Genomic DNA, 20,450 nt, shown 5'->3' on the forward strand with positions numbered 1-20,450 from the left:
ATTTAAATCTTCAAACAGGATAGTGGCATTAAGTCTTACAATCGAAAGTCTCCTTTTTCTTCACTCCCCCATGGGGGAGTGATTGCATTTAGTCTGGCAATATTCCGACAAGAACTTTAGGATGTGTTCTGCGGGAATCTTTGAGTCAAAGGAGAATTTACCATGGCAAAAAACAAGCATCTCACTGATTCGGAGCGTCTACAAATTGAGCAGCTACTGCGAGAGGGCGTATCTCTTAAGCGGATTGCCGTCACCCTTGAAAAAAGCGCATCCACCATTTCCCGTGAAATTCGCGCCCGCGCCATTGAAAGCAATAAATATGCGCCATACCGTATCCATAACCGCTGCGCCAATCTCAATGTCTGCCAAAAAATGCAGATCTGCTCCGACAAGCCTAATTGCACAAGAAAGTGTTCCCGCTGTAATTACTGCAATGCCGTATGCGAGGAATTCGAGGAGCGACGCTGCCACAGGCTTTATGATCCACCGTATGTCTGCAACGGTTGTCTTGAAGCTTACCAGTGTGTCCTACGGAAAAAGTATTACCTCCACAGAAATGCTCATGAGGCATACCGAGAGATGCTGGTGGAATCCCGCTCCGGTGCAAATATTACCGAGGATGAACTGCTCTACCTTGACGAATGGATCAGTCCCCTCATCCAGCGTGGGCAATCTGTTCATCACATCGCAGTCCACAATGCCGACAGGCTTATCGTCAGTGAGAAATCCATCTACCGCTATGTTTCCGGCGGACTCTTTAAGGCGAGAAACATTGACATGCCCCGGGTCTGCCGCCTTAAGCCCAGAAAAACCAAAACGGTGGAGCATAAAATCGACAGCACCTGCAGGCTTGGCCGCACCTACGCCGACTTCCTGGCCTTTACGGAAGCATCAGACGCTCCGGTCGTTGAGATAGATTCAGTTATCGGGCGTGTCGGTGGAAAGGTCCTGCTCACGATGATGTTCAAGTCCTGTGACTTGATGCTGGCCTTCATCAGGGAACGCAATACCTCCCAGTCCGTTATCGACGTCTTCAACTGCCTAGACGAAACTCTTAGCAGAGAGGTGTTCAGCCGCCTTCTTTCCGTTTGCCTCACTGACAACGGTTCAGAGTTTTCAAACCCGAAAGCTTTGGAGTATGATGCACAGGGCCGCCGCAGGACGCGGCTGTACTACTGCGACCCATTCGCATCATACCAGAAGCCCAACGTGGAGTTGAACCACGAGTTCATTAGGAAAATATTGCCCAAAGGCACATCGTTTGACGCCCTGTGCCAAGGGGATATTGACCTTATGATGTCGCATATCAACTCCTATTCCAGGGAGAAACTGGGCGACAAATCGCCGTTGGATGTGTTTAGTTTCATCTACGGGTACGATGATGTCCTTAAAAACCTGGGAATCAGCAGGATTCCTGCTAATAAAATCCTGCTGAAGCCGTCGCTTTTGAAAAAATAATTTCAGTATCATTTAACCCGCAGAACACATCCATACCGATCCTGATCAAGGGGACGCGGTTACTCTGTCCGAAAAACGATTTCCGGGTACCCCTTTTATTAGTATACTCTTTTTTAGAACTCGGCTGGCAGATTTTCACTCCATATAATCTGAATCGGCTATTTTTAACAGGTACTATACCTGTTATTCCCAGTATTTTGACAGACTCAATGAAACCCCACTATATTTACTCTGTCAAAGGTTGCATTTACTTTGACCGCTCACCATAAAAAATTGTAATTTTTCCTGTTATCAACATAAAAAGGATGCCCTGGATTCCCACGACACCCTCTGCAGTCTGTTATTCTTCTACTAATATCGATAATTTTTCTCTGCTATAGCTTATTTCTATTGGAAGCTTAACAACGTTTCAGCGTCCGGCCAGTTTCCTTAATTGTTCGACTTTATCAAGCTTCTCCCACGGGAGGTCAAGGTCATTGCGGCCAAAATGCCCGTAGGCCGCGGTCTGTCTGTAGATTGGTCTGCGGAGATCCAGAGTGTTGATGATTGCAGCCGGACGAAGATCAAACGTTTCATTAATCAGCGTGATGATCTTATCATCACTGACCTTACCCGTCCCAAATGTTTCAACTGAAATGGAGACAGGACGCGCAACCCCAATCGCATAGGCGATCTGAATCTCACAGCGGTCAGCTAGGCCCGCTCCGACAACATTTTTGGCCACATAGCGCGCGGCATAAGCCCCGGACCGGTCAACCTTCGTAGGATCTTTTCCGGAAAACGCCCCGCCACCATGTCTAGCCATACCGCCATAGGTGTCAACGATAATTTTTCTGCCGGTAAGTCCTGCATCACCCTGAGGCCCGCCAATCACAAATCTGCCCGTCGGGTTGATATAATAACGGGTATTCTCATCCAACATTTCAGATGGAACCACTGGTCTTACGACATGTTCCAGAAGGTCATTTTTGATCTGCTCCTGGGAAACCTCAGGATGATGCTGGGTCGAAATTACAATCGTATCGATCCTTTTGGGTTTTCCGTCCTCGTATTCAACGGTAACCTGCGTTTTACCGTCAGGTCTTAAATAGTTCAGCACTTCCGCCTTACGGATTTCAGCTAGCCTGCGGGCCAGCTTATGCGCAAGATCAATCGGCACCGGCATGAATGTTTCGGTTTCGTTTGTCGCATAGCCAAACATCATCCCCTGGTCTCCTGCACCGATCTCACTGATATCTTCTTCGGATATTTTTGCCTCCAGTGCTTTGTTAACGCCTAAGGCAATATCACTGGACTGCTCTCCAATCGAGGTCAGCACCGCACATGTATCTGCGTCAAAGCCATACTTGGCTCTCGTATATCCAATCTGTCTGATGGTTTCCCTTACGACTCTTGGAATATCCACATAACAATGGGTGGTAATCTCGCCGCTTACCAGAACCAGCCCGGTTGTCACAGATGTTTCACAGGCAACTCTTGCTTCTCTGTCCTGACACAGGACGGCATCAAGAATTGCATCCGAAATTTGATCGCATATTTTGTCGGGATGTCCTTCGGTAACAGATTCTGAGGTAAATAATTTGTAACCCATCCAAAATCACTCCTTTGATCCAATACCTTTGTTCAAGGCAATCTCTTGCACCAACCTTCTGGCGACATCCAGCTTGCTCATTTTGGGCAGATCTATTTTTCTGCCATCGGGATAAAGAAAACTAACAATATTGGTATCTGTGCCAAAACCTGCGCCAGGTGCTGTGACATCATTGACTACAAGCATATCGGCCTTTTTGCGTTTCAACTTTTCCAGACCGTTTTCAATTACATTTTGGGTCTCGGCAGCAAAGCCAACCAAGTACTGGTGTTTCTTCCGAGCTCCCAAAGCTGACAGAATATCTGGATTCGGAACTAATTCTAAGATAACAGACTCTCCGTCTTTTTTGATCTTTTGCTCATTGCGGACTGCAGGTCGAAAATCAGCAACAGCAGCTGCTTTGACGACGATATCCTGTTCCGCATATCGTGTCATAACTTCCAGATACATCTCTTCCGCTGAAATAATCCGGACCGTTTCCACGCCGAACGGGGGCAGGATATCCGAGGGGCCGCTGACCAGGGTCACCTGTGCGCCTGCCTCAGCAAACGCCTCAGCAATTGCATAGCCCATGCGGCCTGAGCTGTAATTTCCAAGATATCTGACCGGATCAAGTTCCTCGCGGGTGCCGCCGGCCGTAACTAGCACTTTCCGGCCTTTCATGATTTCCCGGTTTAACATAAAATTCTGAAGGAAATCAATGATCTCCGCAGGCTCACTCATCCTGCCGTCGCCTTCTGTCCCGCAGGCTTGGTATCCTTTGGCTGGCCCGATCATATGAATACCCCGTTGCTGAAGAATCCCCAGATTCTGCTGCGTTGCAGGGTGATGATACATGGCATGATTCATCGCCGGAGCTACAAAGATTGGATTATTGACAGCCAGCAAGACGGTAGAAAGAAAATCATCAGCAAGACCGACAGCCATCTTCGCAATGATATTGGCTGTCGCCGGAGCGATTAAGGTGATGTCTGCCTTCTGGGCCAGAGAAATATGTTCAATGTTCCACATTTTAGGTTCCGTGAACATTTCCGTATAAACCGGCTGTCCTGATATGCTTCTAAATGTCAAAGGCGCAACGAGCTCTGTCGCTGATTTTGTCATCACGACAAAGACCTCTGCACCGCTTTTCACCAGTCTGCTGGCAATGTCGACCGCTTTGTAGGCAGCAATACTGCCTGTTACGCCCAGAAGCACACGTTTACCGCAAAGCATCTGACGTTACCTTATCAAAAAAGTCAGGATAGACTTTTCCGTCTGCAATCTCAAGCAAAGCCCTGCTAACAGGTTTTGTATCTTTAAATTCACTTGCATCCAAATTGTTCATGAGTACCCTGGCCCTTTTGGCAGCTGCCACCACTAGGGTATATTTACTGTCTGCCTGGGACATCAGAACATCCAAAGAAGGCTGCTTCATCGTTATTCCTCCTTCAAATTAGAGCGACTTTAAAATTATTACGGCTTTGAACTCACCCGGCATTTTTCTGCAATCATAATACTCTTAAGCTTTTCTACCGCAGTGCCAATTTCGTCGTTCTCAACAGCATAATCATAATCCTTCATATTTTTCATTTCCAGAACGGCTTGTGCTAGTCTGCGCTGCATGACCTCAGGTGTTTCCGTTCCTCTTCCATAAAGCCTTTCAGCGAGCTCTTCCAGGGAAGGCGGAACAATGAAAATAAACACACCATCCGGAAAAGCCTTTTTGACAATTTTTGCTCCCTGCATATCGATTTCCAGTAAGATGGTCTTGTTTCTCTTCAGGACACTTTCCACATGAAATCTTGGGGTTCCATACAGGTTTCCGCAAAACTCTGCCCATTCCAGAAACTCATTATTCTCAACCATTTTAAGAAATTGATCCCTGGAACGAAAATAGTATTCTTTTCCCTCTGTTTCTCCCGGTCTTGGTGCCCTGGTCGTTACAGAAATAGAATATTCCAGATCACCGCACTCGGCAAAAAGCCGCTTACACAGCGTTCCTTTTCCAACTCCTGCAGGACCTGAGACCACAATCAGCAGCCCTTTGTCTTCCATATTAATCAACCGGATCCTCACTACTGGATTCTTTGGCGGTCAGACGATGGGCAACCGTTTCAGGCTGAACAGCCGACAAAATTACGTGGTGGCTGTCACACATAATGACGGCACGCGTCCTTCGCCCATAGGTGGCATCGATGAGCATTCCTGTATCGCGCGCTTCCTGAATAATTCGCTTAATGGGTGCTGATTCCGGACTTACAATCGAGATAATTCTGTTAGCCGATACAATATTGCCAAATCCTATATTAATCAATTTGATATCCAATTCCTATACCTCCCATATTCAATACGCTGCATACCGCGTTATTGCTCTTTTTCATCGTGTTACTCAATATTCTGAACCTGTTCCCGGATTTTCTCCAGTTCACTTTTCCCTTGGACAACAATATGTGAAATTTCCAGATCATTCGCCTTAGATCCAATGGTATTAATCTCTCTATTCATTTCCTGAACCAGAAAATCAAGTTTCCGTCCAATCGGCTCATTGGTTGAAAAGGCTTTGGTAAATTGTTCAAAATGACTCCCGAGCCTGACCAGCTCTTCCTCAATAGAAGACCTGTCGGCAAAAATGGCAATTTCGGTAATCAGTCTAGCTTCATCCAGCGAAGTGTCCGCCAGAAGCGCCGCAAGCCTTTCCCTTAATTTTTCCTGATATTCCGCCACAACCTGCGGCGCTCTTACAGTTACTTGATCAACCATTCCGGAAAGGTCATCTAATTTTTTCAGCAAATCCTTGGCCAGTCTCTCCCCTTCAGTCCTACGCATTTGAATTAACTGGTTCAGCGCCTCCTGTAAAGCCATATTGAGATATGGCCACAAGGCTTCTGCATCCGTCTCTTCGTTTTCAACACTGAGTACTTCAGGGAACGAAACCAGACTAAAAAGATCGCTCTTATACGTGGTATTGAGCAAATTTGCCAATTCCTTCAGAGAATTATCATACGACAGCACTAAATCTTTGTCAACCTTAACTAATCTCTTTTTTTCTTCCGTTTCCTTGATATTCACGTAAATATCAACGCGGCCCCGCTGGACTTTTTCCTGCACGGCTTTACGAAAACGTTCCTCAATGATATTCAAGTTTCTTGGTAGTTTCACTAGGACTTCCAGGAAGCGATTGTTCACTGACTTCATTTCTACTGAAATCTGGACTCCGAGTCCCTGAGCTTCCCCTCTGCCAAAACCAGTCATACTATTTGCCAATTCCCTCAACTCCTTAACGACAATCATACCATTCTTTTACTCTGAAGGGCAAGAATACTATGCTTTGCTCCTTTTACATGCGTTTTAGAGTTATACAAGGTACCAGAAAAAAAATTGAGGAGACAAACAGCCCCTCAATTAAATCACGTTCTCAAACAATGGATTGTTTCATCCTGCTTAATAGCTCTATACTATTCTGGTCCTTATCCTTTCAATGGCCCTCTCCGTATTCTCCCTAGTATTGAAAGCCGTCAGCCGGAAGAATCCTTCCCCACTCGCACCGAAGCCGGCTCCGGGTGTTCCGATAACATTGGCTTCTTTCATCAGCTTGTCAAAGAATTCCCAGGACCCCATCTGTCCCGGTGTTTTTAGCCAGATATACGGTGCATTCACACCGCCGAAGACGGTATATCCCGCTTTTTCGAGACCAGCCCGGATAATTGCGGCATTATCCATATAATAATCAATGGTTTCTTTGACCTGTTGTTTCCCTGCCTCAGAAAATACGGCAGCAGTGGCAGCCTGGATCGGATAAGATACTCCATTGAATTTTGTGGTCTGCCTTCTAAGCCATAATTTATTCAGACTGTGCGCTTCTCCTTTGGAATCATAGACCATGACTTCCTTTGGAACGATGGTATATGCGCAGCGAGTCCCGGTAAAACCAGCCGTCTTGGAAAAACTCCTGAATTCCACGGCCACTTCGCGCGCACCTTCGATTTCAAAAATACTATGGGGAACACCGTCTTCCCGTATGAAAGCTTCGTACGCAGCATCAAATAAGATGATGGCCTTATGATCGCGTGCATAATCGACCCATTTCTTCAGTTCTTCAGCCGAAAGTGTCGTTCCAGTCGGATTATTCGGATAGCACAGGTAGATCATATCTGCTTTCGTGCTGGGAAGCGCCGGTTTCAGTCCATTTTCCTGATTACAGGGAAGATAAACGATTCCTTCAAACTGCCCTTTGTCGTTGTTATAAATACCGGTACGTCCAGCCATGACATTGCTGTCCACATAAACCGGATAAACCGGGTCTGTAACAGCCAGGATATTGCCCATGCCAAATATCTCCTGGAAATTGGCGGTGTCCGTCTTGGCCCCGTCACTGATAAACACTTCGTTAACTGCCAGGTCCACACCGCGGGGCTTGAAATCGTGCTCAATGATTTTTTCAATCAGGAACTCATATCCCTGTTCTGGGCCATATCCTCTAAAGGTTTTCTGCTGGCCCATTTCCTCGACAGCCTGATGCATTGCTTCGATGACGGCTGGCGGAAGCGGGCGGGTCACATCACCAATACCCATTTTTATTAAGTCACAGTCCGGGTTTTCCTGTCTGAATTGCTTTTCCCGGCGGGCTATTTCCGAAAAGAGATAGCTTCCAGGCAGTTTAAGATAATTTTCATTGACAAAAGCCATTCTATTCACTCTCCTGTAAATATGTAGTTATAATTCCCTGATGTAGTCTTTACTATAGTAGTCATTCAAGTATGATGATGTCTTATGATTCAAGCGTACTTCCGCGAAAAACACAGACTGCTGGACCCGTCATATGGACTTGCTGACCTTCCTGCCATTCAATCTTCAGGTCCCCCCCGGGCAAATGAACAATCACAGTTCTACCGGTTCTACCAGCCAGTACTGCTGCAACCACAGATGCGCAGGCTCCCGTTCCGCAGGCCAGCGTTGGGCCGACTCCGCGTTCCCACACCTTAACGGTTATTTCACCTGAATTGTCTACCTTGACAAACTCCACATTTGTTTTTCTCGGAAACAGCGGGTGTTTCTCGATCGCAGGACCCAGCGTTTCAAATGGAAGCAATTCCAAATCCTCGGTAAAAATAATACAATGCGGATTTCCCATCGATACCGCCGAAAAAATAACTTCTTGCCCGGCAACCTCAAGTTTTTGGTTAAGTGCAGTGTCCGTTCCGGCCAAAACAGGTATCTTAATGGGATCAAGACACGGCTCGCCCATGTTAACCGTAACATGGTGTACAGCTCCCCGGCAGATCTCCAGTTTGACATTCAGAACTCCAGCCAACGTTTCTATCTTAAGCGAATCTCTCTGAACGTAACCGGCTTCATAAACATATTTGGCAAAACAGCGTATGCCATTGCCGCACATCTCCGGTTCAGAACCGTCTGAATTAAATATCCTCATCCTTGCATCGGCTACATCGGAAGACAGAATCACAATAAGACCGTCACCGCCGACGCCGAATTGTCTGTGGCAAAGCTGGACAGCGGTTTCGGCATAATCCATACCCGTCGGAAAAAGAAAATGATCCAGGCAGATAAAATCGTTTCCCAGACCATGCATTTTCACAAAATCCATAAAGGGTTCTCCTCTCGCTGCCTTTTACAGAGTCTGTTCGAAAAATGACCAAATCGCAAAAACCCGTGGGCCGCGCCAGCCAAGTTTCTTTAAGAATACTATGAGAACAGCAAAGGGTCAATATTTTTGTCTGAAGTATACATAATGTATGTTTTCATTATGGTAGATTAATTCGTAGGTCCCGTAAGCTGCAATAATACGCAGCTATGTTCGGGTCAGTCTCCATAATGGATGGCCGCTTTCGGTCATTGTGTCATCCCTGACACAAAATCCCGCACTGCGCAATCCATGCTCCGCTTAGCGCTGTCCATCCATTACGGAGACATATTTTAGAGTTAGTGAACGCTTTTCTTAAAGCTAAAATTTGGGCTGGATTTAGCTGGCTGATACCTGTTCCGAATAAGTCGTGTCAGGCCAATGATTAAGCTGGGTCCGCCGGCAGCCACCAGAATGACAAGCCATTGCCAGCCGACCAGCGCTGTGGTCTTGAAAATTACCTGCAAAGCCGGAAGATAGATTACCGATAGCTGCATGGTAACAGAGATTGCTACTGCCACGACCAGCAATGGATTGGAAAATATACCAACCTCAAAGATTCCGCGGCGTTCCGACTTGCAATCAAAGACATGAAAAAGCTGAGAAAAAACAAGCGTGGTAAACGCCATGGTCCGTGCCGCTAAAAGACCGACGCCGTACCATAAACCGATGACAAATACAAAGAGTGTCGCTAAACCAATAATCGTTCCCCTGATTAGAATCTTTTGCCCTAATCCCCGCGCAAATACACTTTCCTCCGGCTGACGCGGAACCCTCTTCATGATATCCGGCTCTGTTCCGTCCACCCCCAAAGCCATCGCCGGCAAACCGTCCGTAACCAGATTGACCCACAGAATCTGTATCGGCAGCAAAGGCAGCGGTAGCCCTGTAAGTGTTCCCAGAAACATGGTCAGCACTTCTCCGAGATTGCAGGAAAGAAGATACCGGATAAACTTTCGGATATTGTCATAAATTCCTCTTCCTTCTTCGACCGCTGCGACAATCGCCGCAAAATTGTCATCAGAGATTACCATGGCCGACGCCTCTTTGGTGACATCGGTTCCGGTCTGCCCCATGGCGACTCCAATATCCGCTTCTTTCACAGCGGGGGCATCATTGACGCCGTCTCCGGTCATCGCCACAATTTGGCCGTTCTTTTTTAAAGCCCTGACGATTCTAAGTTTATCCCTTGGTGCGACCCGGGCAAACACCGAAATATTCATGACCATGTGGCTTAGATCTTCATCTGTCATTTGATCAAGTTCTATTCCGGTAACGACCCGTTCATTAAATCCGCGAATGATTCCGAGTTCTTTCGCGACAGCCTGCGCCGTCAGCTTATGGTCCCCGGTAATCATGACTGGCTTTATCCCGGCAGCCTGGCATACTTTTATCGCTTTCACCGCACTCGTACGTGGTGGATCAATCATCCCGGTCAAACCCAGGAATATTAGATCATTTTCCACATCACCGTTTGGTTCGCCGCGCCGGACATCTTTCAGCCCAAGCGCCAGAACCCTGAGTGCATGCGATGCCATCTCGTCATTGTAAAACAGAATTTGCTTTCTTCTTTCGGAGGTCAGTTCCACCACGCCATCCTTCGTCATCTCCCGCGAGCATAGTCCCAGAACAACATCCGGCGCTCCTTTGACGTAGGCTTTATATTCCTCCTTATTCTTATAAATAACCGTCATCCTTTTCCGTTCCGATTCAAAAGGGATTTCCGCAACCCTTTGTTCCTTCCGTTCCAAAGCCTCCCGCCAGACTCCCGCTTTGGCGGCTGCAACCAGAAGGGCGCCTTCCGTCGGATCACCTTCGATTCCCCAGATGCTGTCCTGACCTTTGCCTCTGAAAAGTCCTGCCACCTGAATTCCTTTCTTGGTTAATACAGCATTATTGCACAGGGCTGCACACCTTAGCAGTTCTTTCAGAGGGCCTTTATCCTTATACGGGTCAGCGCCATGATAATCGCCTTTGGGGTCATACCCCTGACCCGTCAGCGTAATGACTTGGTTATCACAAAAAATCCGCCGAACCGTCATTTCATTTTGGGTCAGCGTTCCGGTCTTATCTGAGCAGATTACAGTCGCGCAGCCCAGGGTTTCCACAGCCGGAAGCTTTCGGATCACTGCATTGCGTTTGACCATCCGCTGCACACCGATTGCCAGCGCAACCGTAACAATTGCCGGGAGACCTTCAGGAATCGCGGCGACTGCCAGAGATACTCCGGCAAAAAACATTTTTTCGAAGCTTTCTCCTTGTAAAACTCCTGTCACCACGACAACAACACAGACGGCAAGACTGATCGTGACCAGCCATTTCCCAAGCTGAGCCAGCCTTTTTTGCAGAGGCGTCTCTTCCTCCTTCACCTCCTGAATCATTCCGGCAATCATACCCATCTCGGTATTCATGCCTGTGGCTATAACGATCCCAAGTCCCCTCCCGTTCACAACCACGGTTCCCATATATCCCATGTTTTTCCGGTCGGCAACCGAACTGTATTCGTCAGTCAAAGGCTGGTTCATTTTAGCGACCGGTTGGGATTCTCCGGTCAGCGCTGATTCTTCCACACGGATGTTTGAAGTGTTCAGCCATCGGATATCGGCAGGTATCCGGTCACCTGCTTCCAGCATGAGAATGTCCCCCGGAGCCAAGCCGGATGCATGTACCTTTTCCGTCCTACTATTACGCAGAACCATCGCCTCCGGTGCCGTCAGGGAACGCAGCGATTCCATGGACCTTTCCGCCTTGTATTCCTGAATAAAGCCGAGTACTGCATTCAGAAAAACAATAGCCAGAATGGTTACTGCGTCCGCAATTTCCCCCAGCAGACCTGAAATGAGCGTAGCAACCATCAGCACCAGAACCATGAAATCCTTAAACTGACCCAAAAATAAGAAAACCGGGTTAACCCCTTTTTTTACAACCAGAGAATTCGGACCAAATTCCGCCAGCCGCCGGCTGACTTCCCTATCACTAAGACCCTTTTCAGGATCTACTCTAAATCCTTTGCATATTTCTCCGCCGGTTAATATATGCCATACTTGCCGCTGCATTTCCTGCTCCTCCTTTTCATTTCCATTAGTACATGCTATTCGGCCTGTCCAGAAAAAATTCCCGGATTTGTGTTATACTGATATTGAATTTTTCTGCCTCTTCATTGTTCATTCTAGGATAAGGATCCATAATATATAGCCGCTTTCGACGTCTATGGGTTGACTAGCCCTGCCGAGAAAACATTTAAGTTTGAAGGAGTTAACGATATGGCCCTTGACAGTATTACACTCTATCATCTATTGAAAGAGCTTGAGCCGGTTCTGGTTGGAACGCGTATTGATAAAATTCAGCAGCCTGAAAAAGAGGAGGTCCATCTTTTACTGCGGAGTCCCGGAAAAAATTTGCGTCTGCTGTTAAATGCCGGCAGCACTTCCGCCAGACTGCATCTGACTGAGCAAAATAAAAAAAATCCTGTCTCACCTCCGATGTTCTGCATGATTCTACGCAAACATCTCGAAGGCGGCAAGATTATCGGGATCAGCCAGTCCGGACTGGAACGCATCATTACCCTGACCGTACAGAATTACAATGAAAGAGGCGATCTTCAAGATTATCAGCTTATCCTGGAAGTCATGGGCAAGCACAGCAATTTGATTTTAGTCGATCCTCAGACCAACATTGTTCTGGACGGAATCAGACGGTATTCCCATCTCCTGAGCAGACACCGGGAAGTGCTTCCCGGAAGATTGTATATCTCACCGCCTTCCCAGCATAAAGCCGAAGCTGTCAGCGATGAACAAAAATGGATGTCAGTCATCCTTGGGTACCCGCTTGACCGGAAAGTCTGTGATGTCCTGGTGAATCTGTTTGACGGTATCAGCCCTGAACTGGCCAAAGAGCTTGTTCTGAGGGCTTGTCTTGAGCTAGATGTGCTTCTTGACAACTGCGGACAAATTGACCTGAGCCGTCTTTTCCAAGCTTATTCCTTTTTCCTGCTGGCCAAACAGGATACAGCCGTTGATCCGTGCGTATATTATCAGTCCGGACGGGACAAGAACATGCCGGCTGCTTTTACCTTTATTCCGTATGTGCAGTACGAAGGTCTCAAACTTCAGAAAACGTCGTTCCTAAATGACGCGGTAGATTTGTATTACACCCAAAGAATGACCAGTCAGAAGAATGAGGCCAAAAAAGGCTCGCTCCGTAAGATTGTCCAGGATCATTTTGCGCACGTCAGCAAGAAAGACGGCATCTATCGCGAGACAATCTCCAAGGCTCAAAAAGGGCTGAAAGCTCAAAAACTAGGAGAACTTTTGACGGCCAATCTCTATCAGCTTTCACCGGGTATGGAGGAAGTTACCGTAGAAGACTATACCGATCCCGATTACAAACCTGTTACCATTGGGCTTGACCCAAACCTGACCGGCATTGATAATGCGCAGCGCTACTACAAGACCTACAATAAGGCCAAAGCAACAATCAGGAAAACTGAACCATTGCAAGAAACTGCCCAGGAAGAAATGAATTATCTTCAGACGCTCACTTTAAGCATTGATCAAGCTGAAAACGATATCGAACTTAATGAAATCTATCAGGAACTGATTGATCAAGGGTATATCTCCAAAAAACAGGATAAGCATGTGACGAAAAAGAAACCGTCTGCTGGAAAAGAACAGAATTCTTTCTCTCAGCCACATGTCTATCTGTCTAAGAGCGGCAAAACCATTTTGGTCGGACGCAACAATAAGCAAAATGACCGGATGACCTGGCGGGAAGCGAAGCCGGGCGATCTATGGCTCCACGTCAAGAATATTCCGGGTTCCCATGTCATTGTTCCTCTGTCTGAAGAGGAGGAGTTCCCGGACGATAATACCTTGCTCGATGCTGCGGCACTGGCCATTTATTTCAGCCAGGCCAGGGGGTCTTCCCATGTCCCTGTCGACTATACTCACGTCCGGCAAATCAAAAAACCCCGGGGGGCCAAACCCGGGATGGTTGTTTATGAGCAAAACTGGTCTCTTCTATTGACACCGGAGCAGGATGCTATCGAGCGGCTCCTAGCTACCGAACAACAGATAACTCGATAATCAGCGTTCAATAGCTAGAGAAAACTTCGCAAATACCATAAAATAGACTCCGTAATACATAGCCAGCGTCTGCGAAGTACGATGCAGAGCGCGGCTTTTTGACGGCCACGGATGGCCTAATGTCGCGATGCCAAGGATGGCAAGGAGCGACGTGCCAAGGAGAGCACAAGAAGCCGAAAGCGACTATGTATTACGGAGTCCTACCTAAATATCAAATTCTTTACTTGTTTAGGTTTATTTTATTCCCCGGCTCCCAGGTTTCTCCCACGGGATACCCTGCTTGCAAAGCGGGCAATCATCCGGCTCATAAGCTTCAATATTCATCTGGATCAAGCTGTGCAGCAAAAGTCCGTCAAAATCAGCTTTGCCACCACTACGGTCCACAAGCACGCCTACACCGACCGGAACTGCACCGGCTTCCTTGACGATATTGATGACTTCTTTAACCGATCCGCCGGTCGTGATAACATCTTCGACCACGAGGACTTTTTCGCCAGGTTCAAGCTTGAATCCTCTCCTGAGCGCCATTTCCCCATTCTGCCTTTCGGTAAAGATCGCTTTTACCCCTAAGTTCCGGCCAACCTCATGGGCGACGACAATCCCGCCCATCGCAGGACCAATAACGGTTTCGATCTCCATTCCTCCAAACTTTCCGGCCAGATCCTTTCCGAGTACTGCAGCTTTCCTCGGATACTGAAGTACCTGAGCGCACTGCATGTAACGCGCGCTGTGTTTCCCTGAAGTAAGAAGAAAATGACCTTGAAGCAGCGCTCCGGTCTCCTTGAAAATATCGAGAATGTCATTTTCATTTAATCTTTCAGTCGTTGAATGATCAGACACGTTTATTCCACCTTCCAAAATGTGATTTCTGAATTTATCCGTGAAATACCAGTACAATGAATTTTACATGTATTATGGCACTTAAAATATTCTACCACATTGATTCAGAAAAAAGGAACTATTTTGGTGTGGAATCTATCTCAAATTTTGTTCTGTTCATTTGCGAAAGGAGCATTTCCGTACTGCCTACCAAGCTGCTCTTGAAGAATAGGATATCTTCGATGGCTACAAACAATGTTTTCATACTTAAAACGTTTGCCGCATTATTTACAAAAATAGTTATTATATTTATTATTTTTTGTTATATAATAGATTACAGAAATATTTCTTACTTGATTTTACATTTCTTTTATTTACTAGTAATCACTATTTGATAATATCTAAAAACTAAAATAATCTATTATTTATGATTAGAAAATAATAGATCATTTACCAAGGTGGTTTAAATGCTATTTCAGGATTTTGATGTCTATTTCAAAAGTGAGCAGGATAAAGAAGAAAAACTTCTATATGCCTTCATGAGCCTTGAAAAAATACCCGATAGCGTGTTCTGGGCCGATGACGAAGGAAACCTCTCTTTCGTCAATGAAGCCGCCTGCCGGACATTGGGCTACACCAGAGAAGAGCTGCTCACCTTCAATATTAGGGACTTTGCCCCTATTGTTGCGGGCGGAATTGACCAAAACATTATTGAATATGTTGATTACGGAGGACTTTCTCTTTTCCGGACATTTCACAAACATAAGGACGGTCATCTCATCCCGGTCGAAGTACTAAGCACAGTCAGACAATTGGTCGGTAATAAATATCTCGCTACATCCATTGTCCGCGACATCACGGACCGGGTCCAGGTAGAGGAAGAATTAAAAGAGACGTACAACCGTCTTGAGGTCTTATATAATATTTATCAGGCGACGACAAGTGAAAAGAACATTAACAGACTCATCCGACAAGCTGCCGGTATTATGAAAAGCACGTTTGAATTTGATGCTTTTGTGTTTTACTTTTATGATGACTACCTGCAAAGCTCGGCGTTATATTATACGCTTGGACTGCCCAAAGAGATTATCCGCAAAATAGAAATTCTGCCGCAGTATGTCGGTTTTATCGGTCAAAGTCTTACATCAGACTTTGTGGCATACGCCAAGTATACGGAAAAAACTAAAATTGATGAAAGCATTAAACAGTTATTTTTTGATTATGGCTTTACTGATGAAATGGCTTTTCCGATCATATTTGAACAAAAAACGATCGGCGGCATTGGATTGATTAATAAGCATAATAAGCCTTTCAAAGCCAAAGATAAGGAATTGCTGCAGGCTGTTTGCGGGCAGCTCAGCACGGTTATCCAAAATCTCAAGCTGATCCACTCTCTGAGCAAAGAACTGAAAGAGCACAAACGCACAGCTGAAGCTTTAAAAAAAGTGAATGCTGAATTGGAGAAATCAGCATTCACCGACCAGCTCACAAATATTTGGAACCGAAGATGCTTTCTGAAGAATTCGGTAATTGAAATTGAACGTTCCAGACGTAACAAGTATCCGCTTTCCCTGCTGCTTCTGGATATTGACCACTTCAAATTGATCAACGACAATTACGGACATCAGGCTGGGGATCAGGCCTTAATTGAGTTTGTGAACCTTCTGCGGGATAATATCCGAAGCTTTGACTCTTTAGCACGTTGGGGAGGGGAGGAATTCCTGATCCTGGCGCCTCACCTTCGGGCCGGAAACGCCGTGCAGTACGCCGACAGGCTCAGGGAGCTGATTGCGGAACACCTGTTCCAGGAAGTCGGAGAAATCACGACAAGCATCGGGGTCGCCGAACTAGCCAATACCGATAACATAGATTCCTGGATCAAGAAGGTGGATAACGCTCTCTACCGAGCCAAGGAACAAGGACGCAACAGGGTAGAGTTCAATGGCGTTATCATCCTCTGAAATTAGCCCACAAGCTTCCCTGGACATCGTCTACCAGAGATCCTGCTTCAAACCGGTTCCTACCGTTGGCTTTCGCTTTATACAGCTGGAGGTCAGCTTTTTTGATCAGTTCCTCGGCCGATTCTTCTTTAAGCTCACTGATTCCTCCACTTACGGTTATATGTATGCCTTCCCGAAAATCAGCTAGCGCTATCTTATATCTCAGCCGTTCCGCCAGGAATAAAACCTCATCCGAGGCAGTATCAGGTAGGATAATGACGAATTCGTCCCCGCCATATCTGCCGATAATATCGGTACTCCGGCATGCCTGATTCAATATCCCGGCAACACGGATGATGACATCGTCTCCGCATTGATGACCGAACCGGTCGTTGATGTCTTTAAAATCATCGATATCCATCATAATGATAGACAGTGGATAATCAATCCGTTTGGCACGTTCAATCTCTTCCTTGAGTTTCAGAAAGAGATTTTCATGGTTATATAGGGATGTCATCGAATCGCGGACGGACAGGTCGGCCAATATTGTGTTCTTGGCTTCAACTTCTTTCTTATAAATCAAGGAAAATAATCTGATTCTGAATACCATCCTGGAAAAAATCCAGGCACACAAGTTCATAATGAAAGCATTGATACGCAAAATCTCAACAATATAATCATTCGGCTGATAGTAGGGAATGACCAGAAAAAAGAAAAGATAGACGAAAGAATACAAGACCAAACTTGTCAAAGGAGGTAAATAGATAAAAGCTGCTATACCAAATACTGCAATAATATATGGATTGATTGATACAAGCTCATTTTGAGGCAAAATACTAAGCGCGCAGCCAAAAACCAGTAAAATGATTAAATACCCGACTTCTGTGCAATAGATGATTTCCTTTCTGTAAACGTCGTATTTCCGGTATATTTGAATAAGAAGCGGAAGCATCAGCAAACTAATCGAAACAAAAATTAATATGCTAATTTTAACGTCTGCGACCGCACGCGGAAAAAAGATCAGCAGTGAACTTTCACAAATGCTAAAGAATCCCGCAATAACAATTAGCTTTAAGAAATTTTCTTTCCAAAGCTGACGCGAAAATTCATCCTTATTTTCTTTTGGAACAATCGTAAAGTATTTACGTAAACGCTCAAACCTCATGAATTGCCTAACCTCATGATTTTTTTCATGCCGTCAAGTTCATGCTGTCATTTTTATACTGCAAAATATAGGTTCAAACAATATATCAACATATGTCAACTTTTAACGTCACAACTATATAACGATAGCCAAATCCTGTCAATACAAATACTGTTCCTATTTTAATCCCATAGGTGCTCTATGGCTTCCCTGGGATTCTCATTCAAGGTAATCGGTCTGCCGACTACCAGATAAGAGCTTCCGGCTTCCAGGGCCATGCGCGGGGTAAGAACCCGCACCTGGTCATTTTTTTCGCTCCAGGCCGGCCGGATCCCCGGTGTTACGAGAAGAAAATCTTCTCCGCATTCCTCCCGGAGAATTTTTGCTTCCTGCGCGGAAGAAACGACCCCGTTCAAATTTGCTTTCCTGGCGAGCATTGCCAGTTTCAGTACCTGCTCCTGCGTACTGCCCTGCACCCCGATCGATGTCAAGTCTTCCTGTCCCATACTTGTAAGGACGGTTACGCCGATAATGGTTTTGCCGGCCTTATGGCCGACCTCGGCCGCTCTGGCCATCATTTCGTATCCGCCGCTGCAGTGAACATTGATCATATCCACGCCGGAGGCGGTTAGCACGCTTAGGGTTTTTTCGACGGTAGTCGGAATATCATGCAGCTTAAGATCGAGAAATATTTTAAATCCGAGCTCTTTGAACTGCTGAATCAGGCTTAACCCCGAAAGCGCATAAAGCTCAAGGCCAACCTTCAGCCAGCACCCGCAGCCGGCAAGTTCCCGGGCAATGTCCAGGGCTTTTTCTTTCGTATTGACATCCAAAGCCACGATGACCTTTTCATTTAAACTATGTGAAGTTTCCATTTTTTTCATCCTTTCTGCCCATGGGCAAGTCCGACGATTTCCTTGACCGACTGATAGCCTCTTTGATTGCAATAGGCCTTAATTCCTTCCAGAATTTCAACAGGCGCAAGCGGATTGCCAAAATTAGCTGTTCCGATGCTCACTGCCGAAGCACCTGCCAGCATGAACTCGATAGCATCCTGCCAAGTCAAAATTCCTCCCATGCCGATGACCGGCAGCTTTACAGCCTGATAGACCTGATAGACCATTCTGACGGCTACCGGCCGGACCGCGGGACCGGATAACCCCCCCATCGTGTTGGCCAACACCGGTTTCTGGGCATTGAGATCAATCTGCATGCCCAGAAGCGTATTAATCAAAGAAATGATATCCGCCCCGCCACTTTCCACAGCTTTAGCCATCGCTGTAATATCGGTCACATTCGGAGACAGCTTCGCAATCAACGGCAGATCCGTTTCCTTTCTAACGGCAGTGATGACTTCTTCCGCACTCTTGGGATCAGTTCCGAAAGCCATCCCGCCGTGTTTGATGTTCGGACAAGAGATGTTAACTTCCAGGGCTGCAATCCCGCAGCCGCGTTGGAAGGATGATGCCATCAGCGCATAATCTTCCAGTGAAAAACCCGAGATATTGACAATCACTGCTGTGTCCAGCAAGGCTAGCTCCGGTAGATAGTTTTTTAAGAAAGCCTCCAGTCCGGGATTTTCCAAGCCTACAGAATTCAGTAGGCCTGATGGAGTCTCCGCGAGCCTCGGTACAGGATTCCCAAGACGCGGAAGCGGTGTAATCCCTTTGACTGTGATCCCGCCGAGAACGGAGGGGTCATAAAACGGAGCATAGGCTTCACCGAAGCCATACGTGCCGGAGGCAGTGATGACAGGATTTTTAAGCTTTAATCCTGCCAGATCAGTCTCAAGATTAAATGTCTGCATCCCAGACCACCTCCTGCCCATTCATTACCGGTCCTTCTTTGCAGACGCGTTTTCGTTTCAGTCCGCCATTTGCATCTCTAACGGTACAGACACATCCCAAACATGCACCTACCCCGCAGGCCATCCGCTCTTCTAAAGAAACTTCGAGCGGAACATCGTTGTTCCGGCAAATCCCCGCGACAGCCTTCAGCATGCCGTTCGGACCACAAGCTGCAGCCCGCAGAAGGCCCTTGCTCAGTAATTGCTGCGTGTTTTTATCAGCTAAATACTTTTCGAGCAGTGCTGTAACTAAGCCTTCCTCTCCGCAGCTTCCGTCCAGTGTTGAAAGTTCAACATCCAAACCTTTTTGCAGCAGCAGATTTAAATCTGCACTGTCCAGAAAATCTTTGTTTTCTCCTCCCCAGAGGACTTTTATCTTTACTGGAACTTTCTGTGCGGCCTGGATCACAGAGAACAGCGGAAACATCCCTATTCCGCCTGCAATCAGCAGAAGCTCCCCTTTCTCCGGAATTGAAAAGCCTGTCCCCAGTGGTCCCAGAACACTTAGATATTGGTCTGTCGGTATCCTTGAAAGAAGTTCGGTTCCTTTCCCTTTGATTCTGTAGTAGATGGTCACTTCTCCACGTTCAGGGTCGATCCCGGCAATGCTAAGTGGTCTGCGCAGAAGCGGGTCACTCGTATCCGTGACCTGGATATGCAGAAACTGGCCCGGCCGAGCTGTTTTGGCAGCTTCTCCACTCAAAACAACTTTGTACAAACCCTGGACGGGATGTCCGATCCTTTCATTGAAGACGACTTTCTCCTTGAGGTCCATGATATGCTCACTCCTAGTAGATCGATTTTATTTGCAAAGGCCTTTCACCACGATGGATGACGCGCTGCCCATCCATTACGTTGATAAATCCTGCAGCTAGTGAAAGTGTTGCTCAAATAATTTCATTCAAGCCTGATTACCCCATATTAGGTCTGGGTGTCACAAGTTCC

Annotated in this window: 18 protein-coding genes; 3 read left to right on the forward strand and 15 right to left on the reverse strand. The window is 46.5% G+C overall.

Annotated elements, in window-relative coordinates; translation table 11 throughout:
* Window positions 1-162 precede the first annotated feature (162 nt).
* The gene (locus tag DEHRE_RS10500; RefSeq protein ID WP_025205019.1) at window positions 163-1,458 is read left to right on the forward strand and encodes a helix-turn-helix domain-containing protein; all 1,296 of its coding nucleotides are present in this window, start codon (window positions 163-165) and stop codon (window positions 1,456-1,458) included.
* 409 nt (window positions 1,459-1,867) lie between these two features.
* Here DEHRE_RS10500 and metK read toward each other — a convergent pair whose 3' ends face one another.
* From metK to DEHRE_RS10545, 9 genes are all read right to left on the reverse strand, one after another.
* A complete protein-coding gene (gene metK, locus DEHRE_RS10505) occupies window positions 1,868-3,049 on the reverse strand; it encodes a methionine adenosyltransferase (protein WP_015043497.1) in 1,182 nt (393 codons plus the stop codon).
* Between the two features lie 6 nt (window positions 3,050-3,055).
* A complete protein-coding gene (gene coaBC, locus DEHRE_RS10510) occupies window positions 3,056-4,264 on the reverse strand; it encodes a bifunctional phosphopantothenoylcysteine decarboxylase/phosphopantothenate--cysteine ligase CoaBC (RefSeq protein WP_019226777.1) in 1,209 nt (402 codons plus the stop codon).
* Window positions 4,251-4,466: a DNA-directed RNA polymerase subunit omega gene (rpoZ, locus tag DEHRE_RS10515; RefSeq protein ID WP_015043499.1), complete on the reverse strand. Its 216-nt coding sequence runs from the start codon at window positions 4,464-4,466 to the stop codon at window positions 4,251-4,253. The genes coaBC and rpoZ overlap by 14 nt, the downstream gene beginning before the upstream one ends.
* A gap of 38 nt (window positions 4,467-4,504) precedes the next feature.
* Window positions 4,505-5,086, reverse strand: coding sequence for a guanylate kinase (gene gmk, locus DEHRE_RS10520; protein WP_025206021.1), 582 nt, complete (start codon window positions 5,084-5,086; stop codon window positions 4,505-4,507).
* A 1-nt stretch (window position 5,087) separates the two neighbouring features.
* On the reverse strand, window positions 5,088-5,357 hold the full coding sequence (remA, locus tag DEHRE_RS10525) for an extracellular matrix/biofilm regulator RemA (protein WP_019226779.1): 270 nt from the start codon (window positions 5,355-5,357) through the stop codon (window positions 5,088-5,090).
* Window positions 5,358-5,416: 59 nt separating this feature from the next.
* Window positions 5,417-6,295 (reverse strand): YicC/YloC family endoribonuclease, encoded by an 879-nt coding sequence (locus tag DEHRE_RS10530; protein ID WP_019226780.1) that lies wholly within the window; start codon window positions 6,293-6,295, stop codon window positions 5,417-5,419.
* A 186-nt stretch (window positions 6,296-6,481) separates the two neighbouring features.
* Complete coding sequence (locus DEHRE_RS10535; protein WP_019226781.1) at window positions 6,482-7,717, reverse strand: LL-diaminopimelate aminotransferase; 1,236 nt, start codon at window positions 7,715-7,717, stop codon at window positions 6,482-6,484.
* 82 nt (window positions 7,718-7,799) lie between these two features.
* Complete coding sequence (dapF, locus tag DEHRE_RS10540; protein ID WP_019226782.1) at window positions 7,800-8,636, reverse strand: diaminopimelate epimerase; 837 nt, start codon at window positions 8,634-8,636, stop codon at window positions 7,800-7,802.
* 335 nt (window positions 8,637-8,971) lie between these two features.
* Window positions 8,972-11,728 (reverse strand): calcium-transporting P-type ATPase, PMR1-type, encoded by a 2,757-nt coding sequence (locus DEHRE_RS10545; protein ID WP_019226783.1) that lies wholly within the window; start codon window positions 11,726-11,728, stop codon window positions 8,972-8,974.
* Window positions 11,729-11,935: 207 nt separating this feature from the next.
* Between DEHRE_RS10545 and DEHRE_RS10550 the strand changes: the two genes are divergently transcribed.
* Window positions 11,936-13,756 carry an Rqc2 family fibronectin-binding protein gene (locus tag DEHRE_RS10550; RefSeq protein WP_025206022.1) on the forward strand — a complete coding sequence of 607 codons (1,821 nt, stop codon included), beginning with the start codon at window positions 11,936-11,938 and terminating at the stop codon, window positions 13,754-13,756.
* Between the two features lie 234 nt (window positions 13,757-13,990).
* On the opposite strand, the gene pyrE is transcribed toward DEHRE_RS10550, so the two are convergent.
* Both pyrE and DEHRE_RS15500 read right to left on the reverse strand, forming a co-directional pair.
* Entirely contained in the window at window positions 13,991-14,596 is a 606-nt protein-coding gene (gene pyrE / locus DEHRE_RS10555) for an orotate phosphoribosyltransferase (RefSeq protein ID WP_167539428.1), read from the reverse strand.
* Between the two features lie 118 nt (window positions 14,597-14,714).
* Window positions 14,715-14,840 carry a hypothetical protein gene (locus DEHRE_RS15500; RefSeq protein ID WP_282432027.1) on the reverse strand — a complete coding sequence of 42 codons (126 nt, stop codon included), beginning with the start codon at window positions 14,838-14,840 and terminating at the stop codon, window positions 14,715-14,717.
* A 202-nt stretch (window positions 14,841-15,042) separates the two neighbouring features.
* On the opposite strand from DEHRE_RS15500, the gene DEHRE_RS10560 reads away from it, so the two are divergent.
* Window positions 15,043-16,536: a sensor domain-containing diguanylate cyclase gene (locus DEHRE_RS10560; protein WP_019226786.1), complete on the forward strand. Its 1,494-nt coding sequence runs from the start codon at window positions 15,043-15,045 to the stop codon at window positions 16,534-16,536.
* On the opposite strand, the gene DEHRE_RS10565 is transcribed toward DEHRE_RS10560, so the two are convergent.
* The 4 genes from DEHRE_RS10565 to DEHRE_RS10580 form a co-directional block, all read right to left on the reverse strand.
* Window positions 16,526-17,680: a GGDEF domain-containing protein gene (locus tag DEHRE_RS10565; protein WP_019226787.1), complete on the reverse strand. Its 1,155-nt coding sequence runs from the start codon at window positions 17,678-17,680 to the stop codon at window positions 16,526-16,528. The genes DEHRE_RS10560 and DEHRE_RS10565 overlap by 11 nt on opposite strands.
* A gap of 161 nt (window positions 17,681-17,841) precedes the next feature.
* On the reverse strand, window positions 17,842-18,534 hold the full coding sequence (gene pyrF / locus DEHRE_RS10570) for an orotidine-5'-phosphate decarboxylase (protein ID WP_019226788.1): 693 nt from the start codon (window positions 18,532-18,534) through the stop codon (window positions 17,842-17,844).
* A gap of 5 nt (window positions 18,535-18,539) precedes the next feature.
* Window positions 18,540-19,466: a dihydroorotate dehydrogenase gene (locus DEHRE_RS10575; RefSeq protein WP_019226789.1), complete on the reverse strand. Its 927-nt coding sequence runs from the start codon at window positions 19,464-19,466 to the stop codon at window positions 18,540-18,542.
* Window positions 19,453-20,280 (reverse strand): dihydroorotate dehydrogenase electron transfer subunit, encoded by an 828-nt coding sequence (locus DEHRE_RS10580; RefSeq protein ID WP_019226790.1) that lies wholly within the window; start codon window positions 20,278-20,280, stop codon window positions 19,453-19,455. The genes DEHRE_RS10575 and DEHRE_RS10580 overlap by 14 nt, the downstream gene beginning before the upstream one ends.
* Window positions 20,281-20,450: the final 170 nt, after the last annotated feature.

Origin of the sequence: Dehalobacter restrictus DSM 9455 (genome assembly GCF_000512895.1) — a bacterium.
In the GTDB taxonomy this organism is placed as follows: domain Bacteria; phylum Bacillota; class Desulfitobacteriia; order Desulfitobacteriales; family Syntrophobotulaceae; genus Dehalobacter; species Dehalobacter restrictus.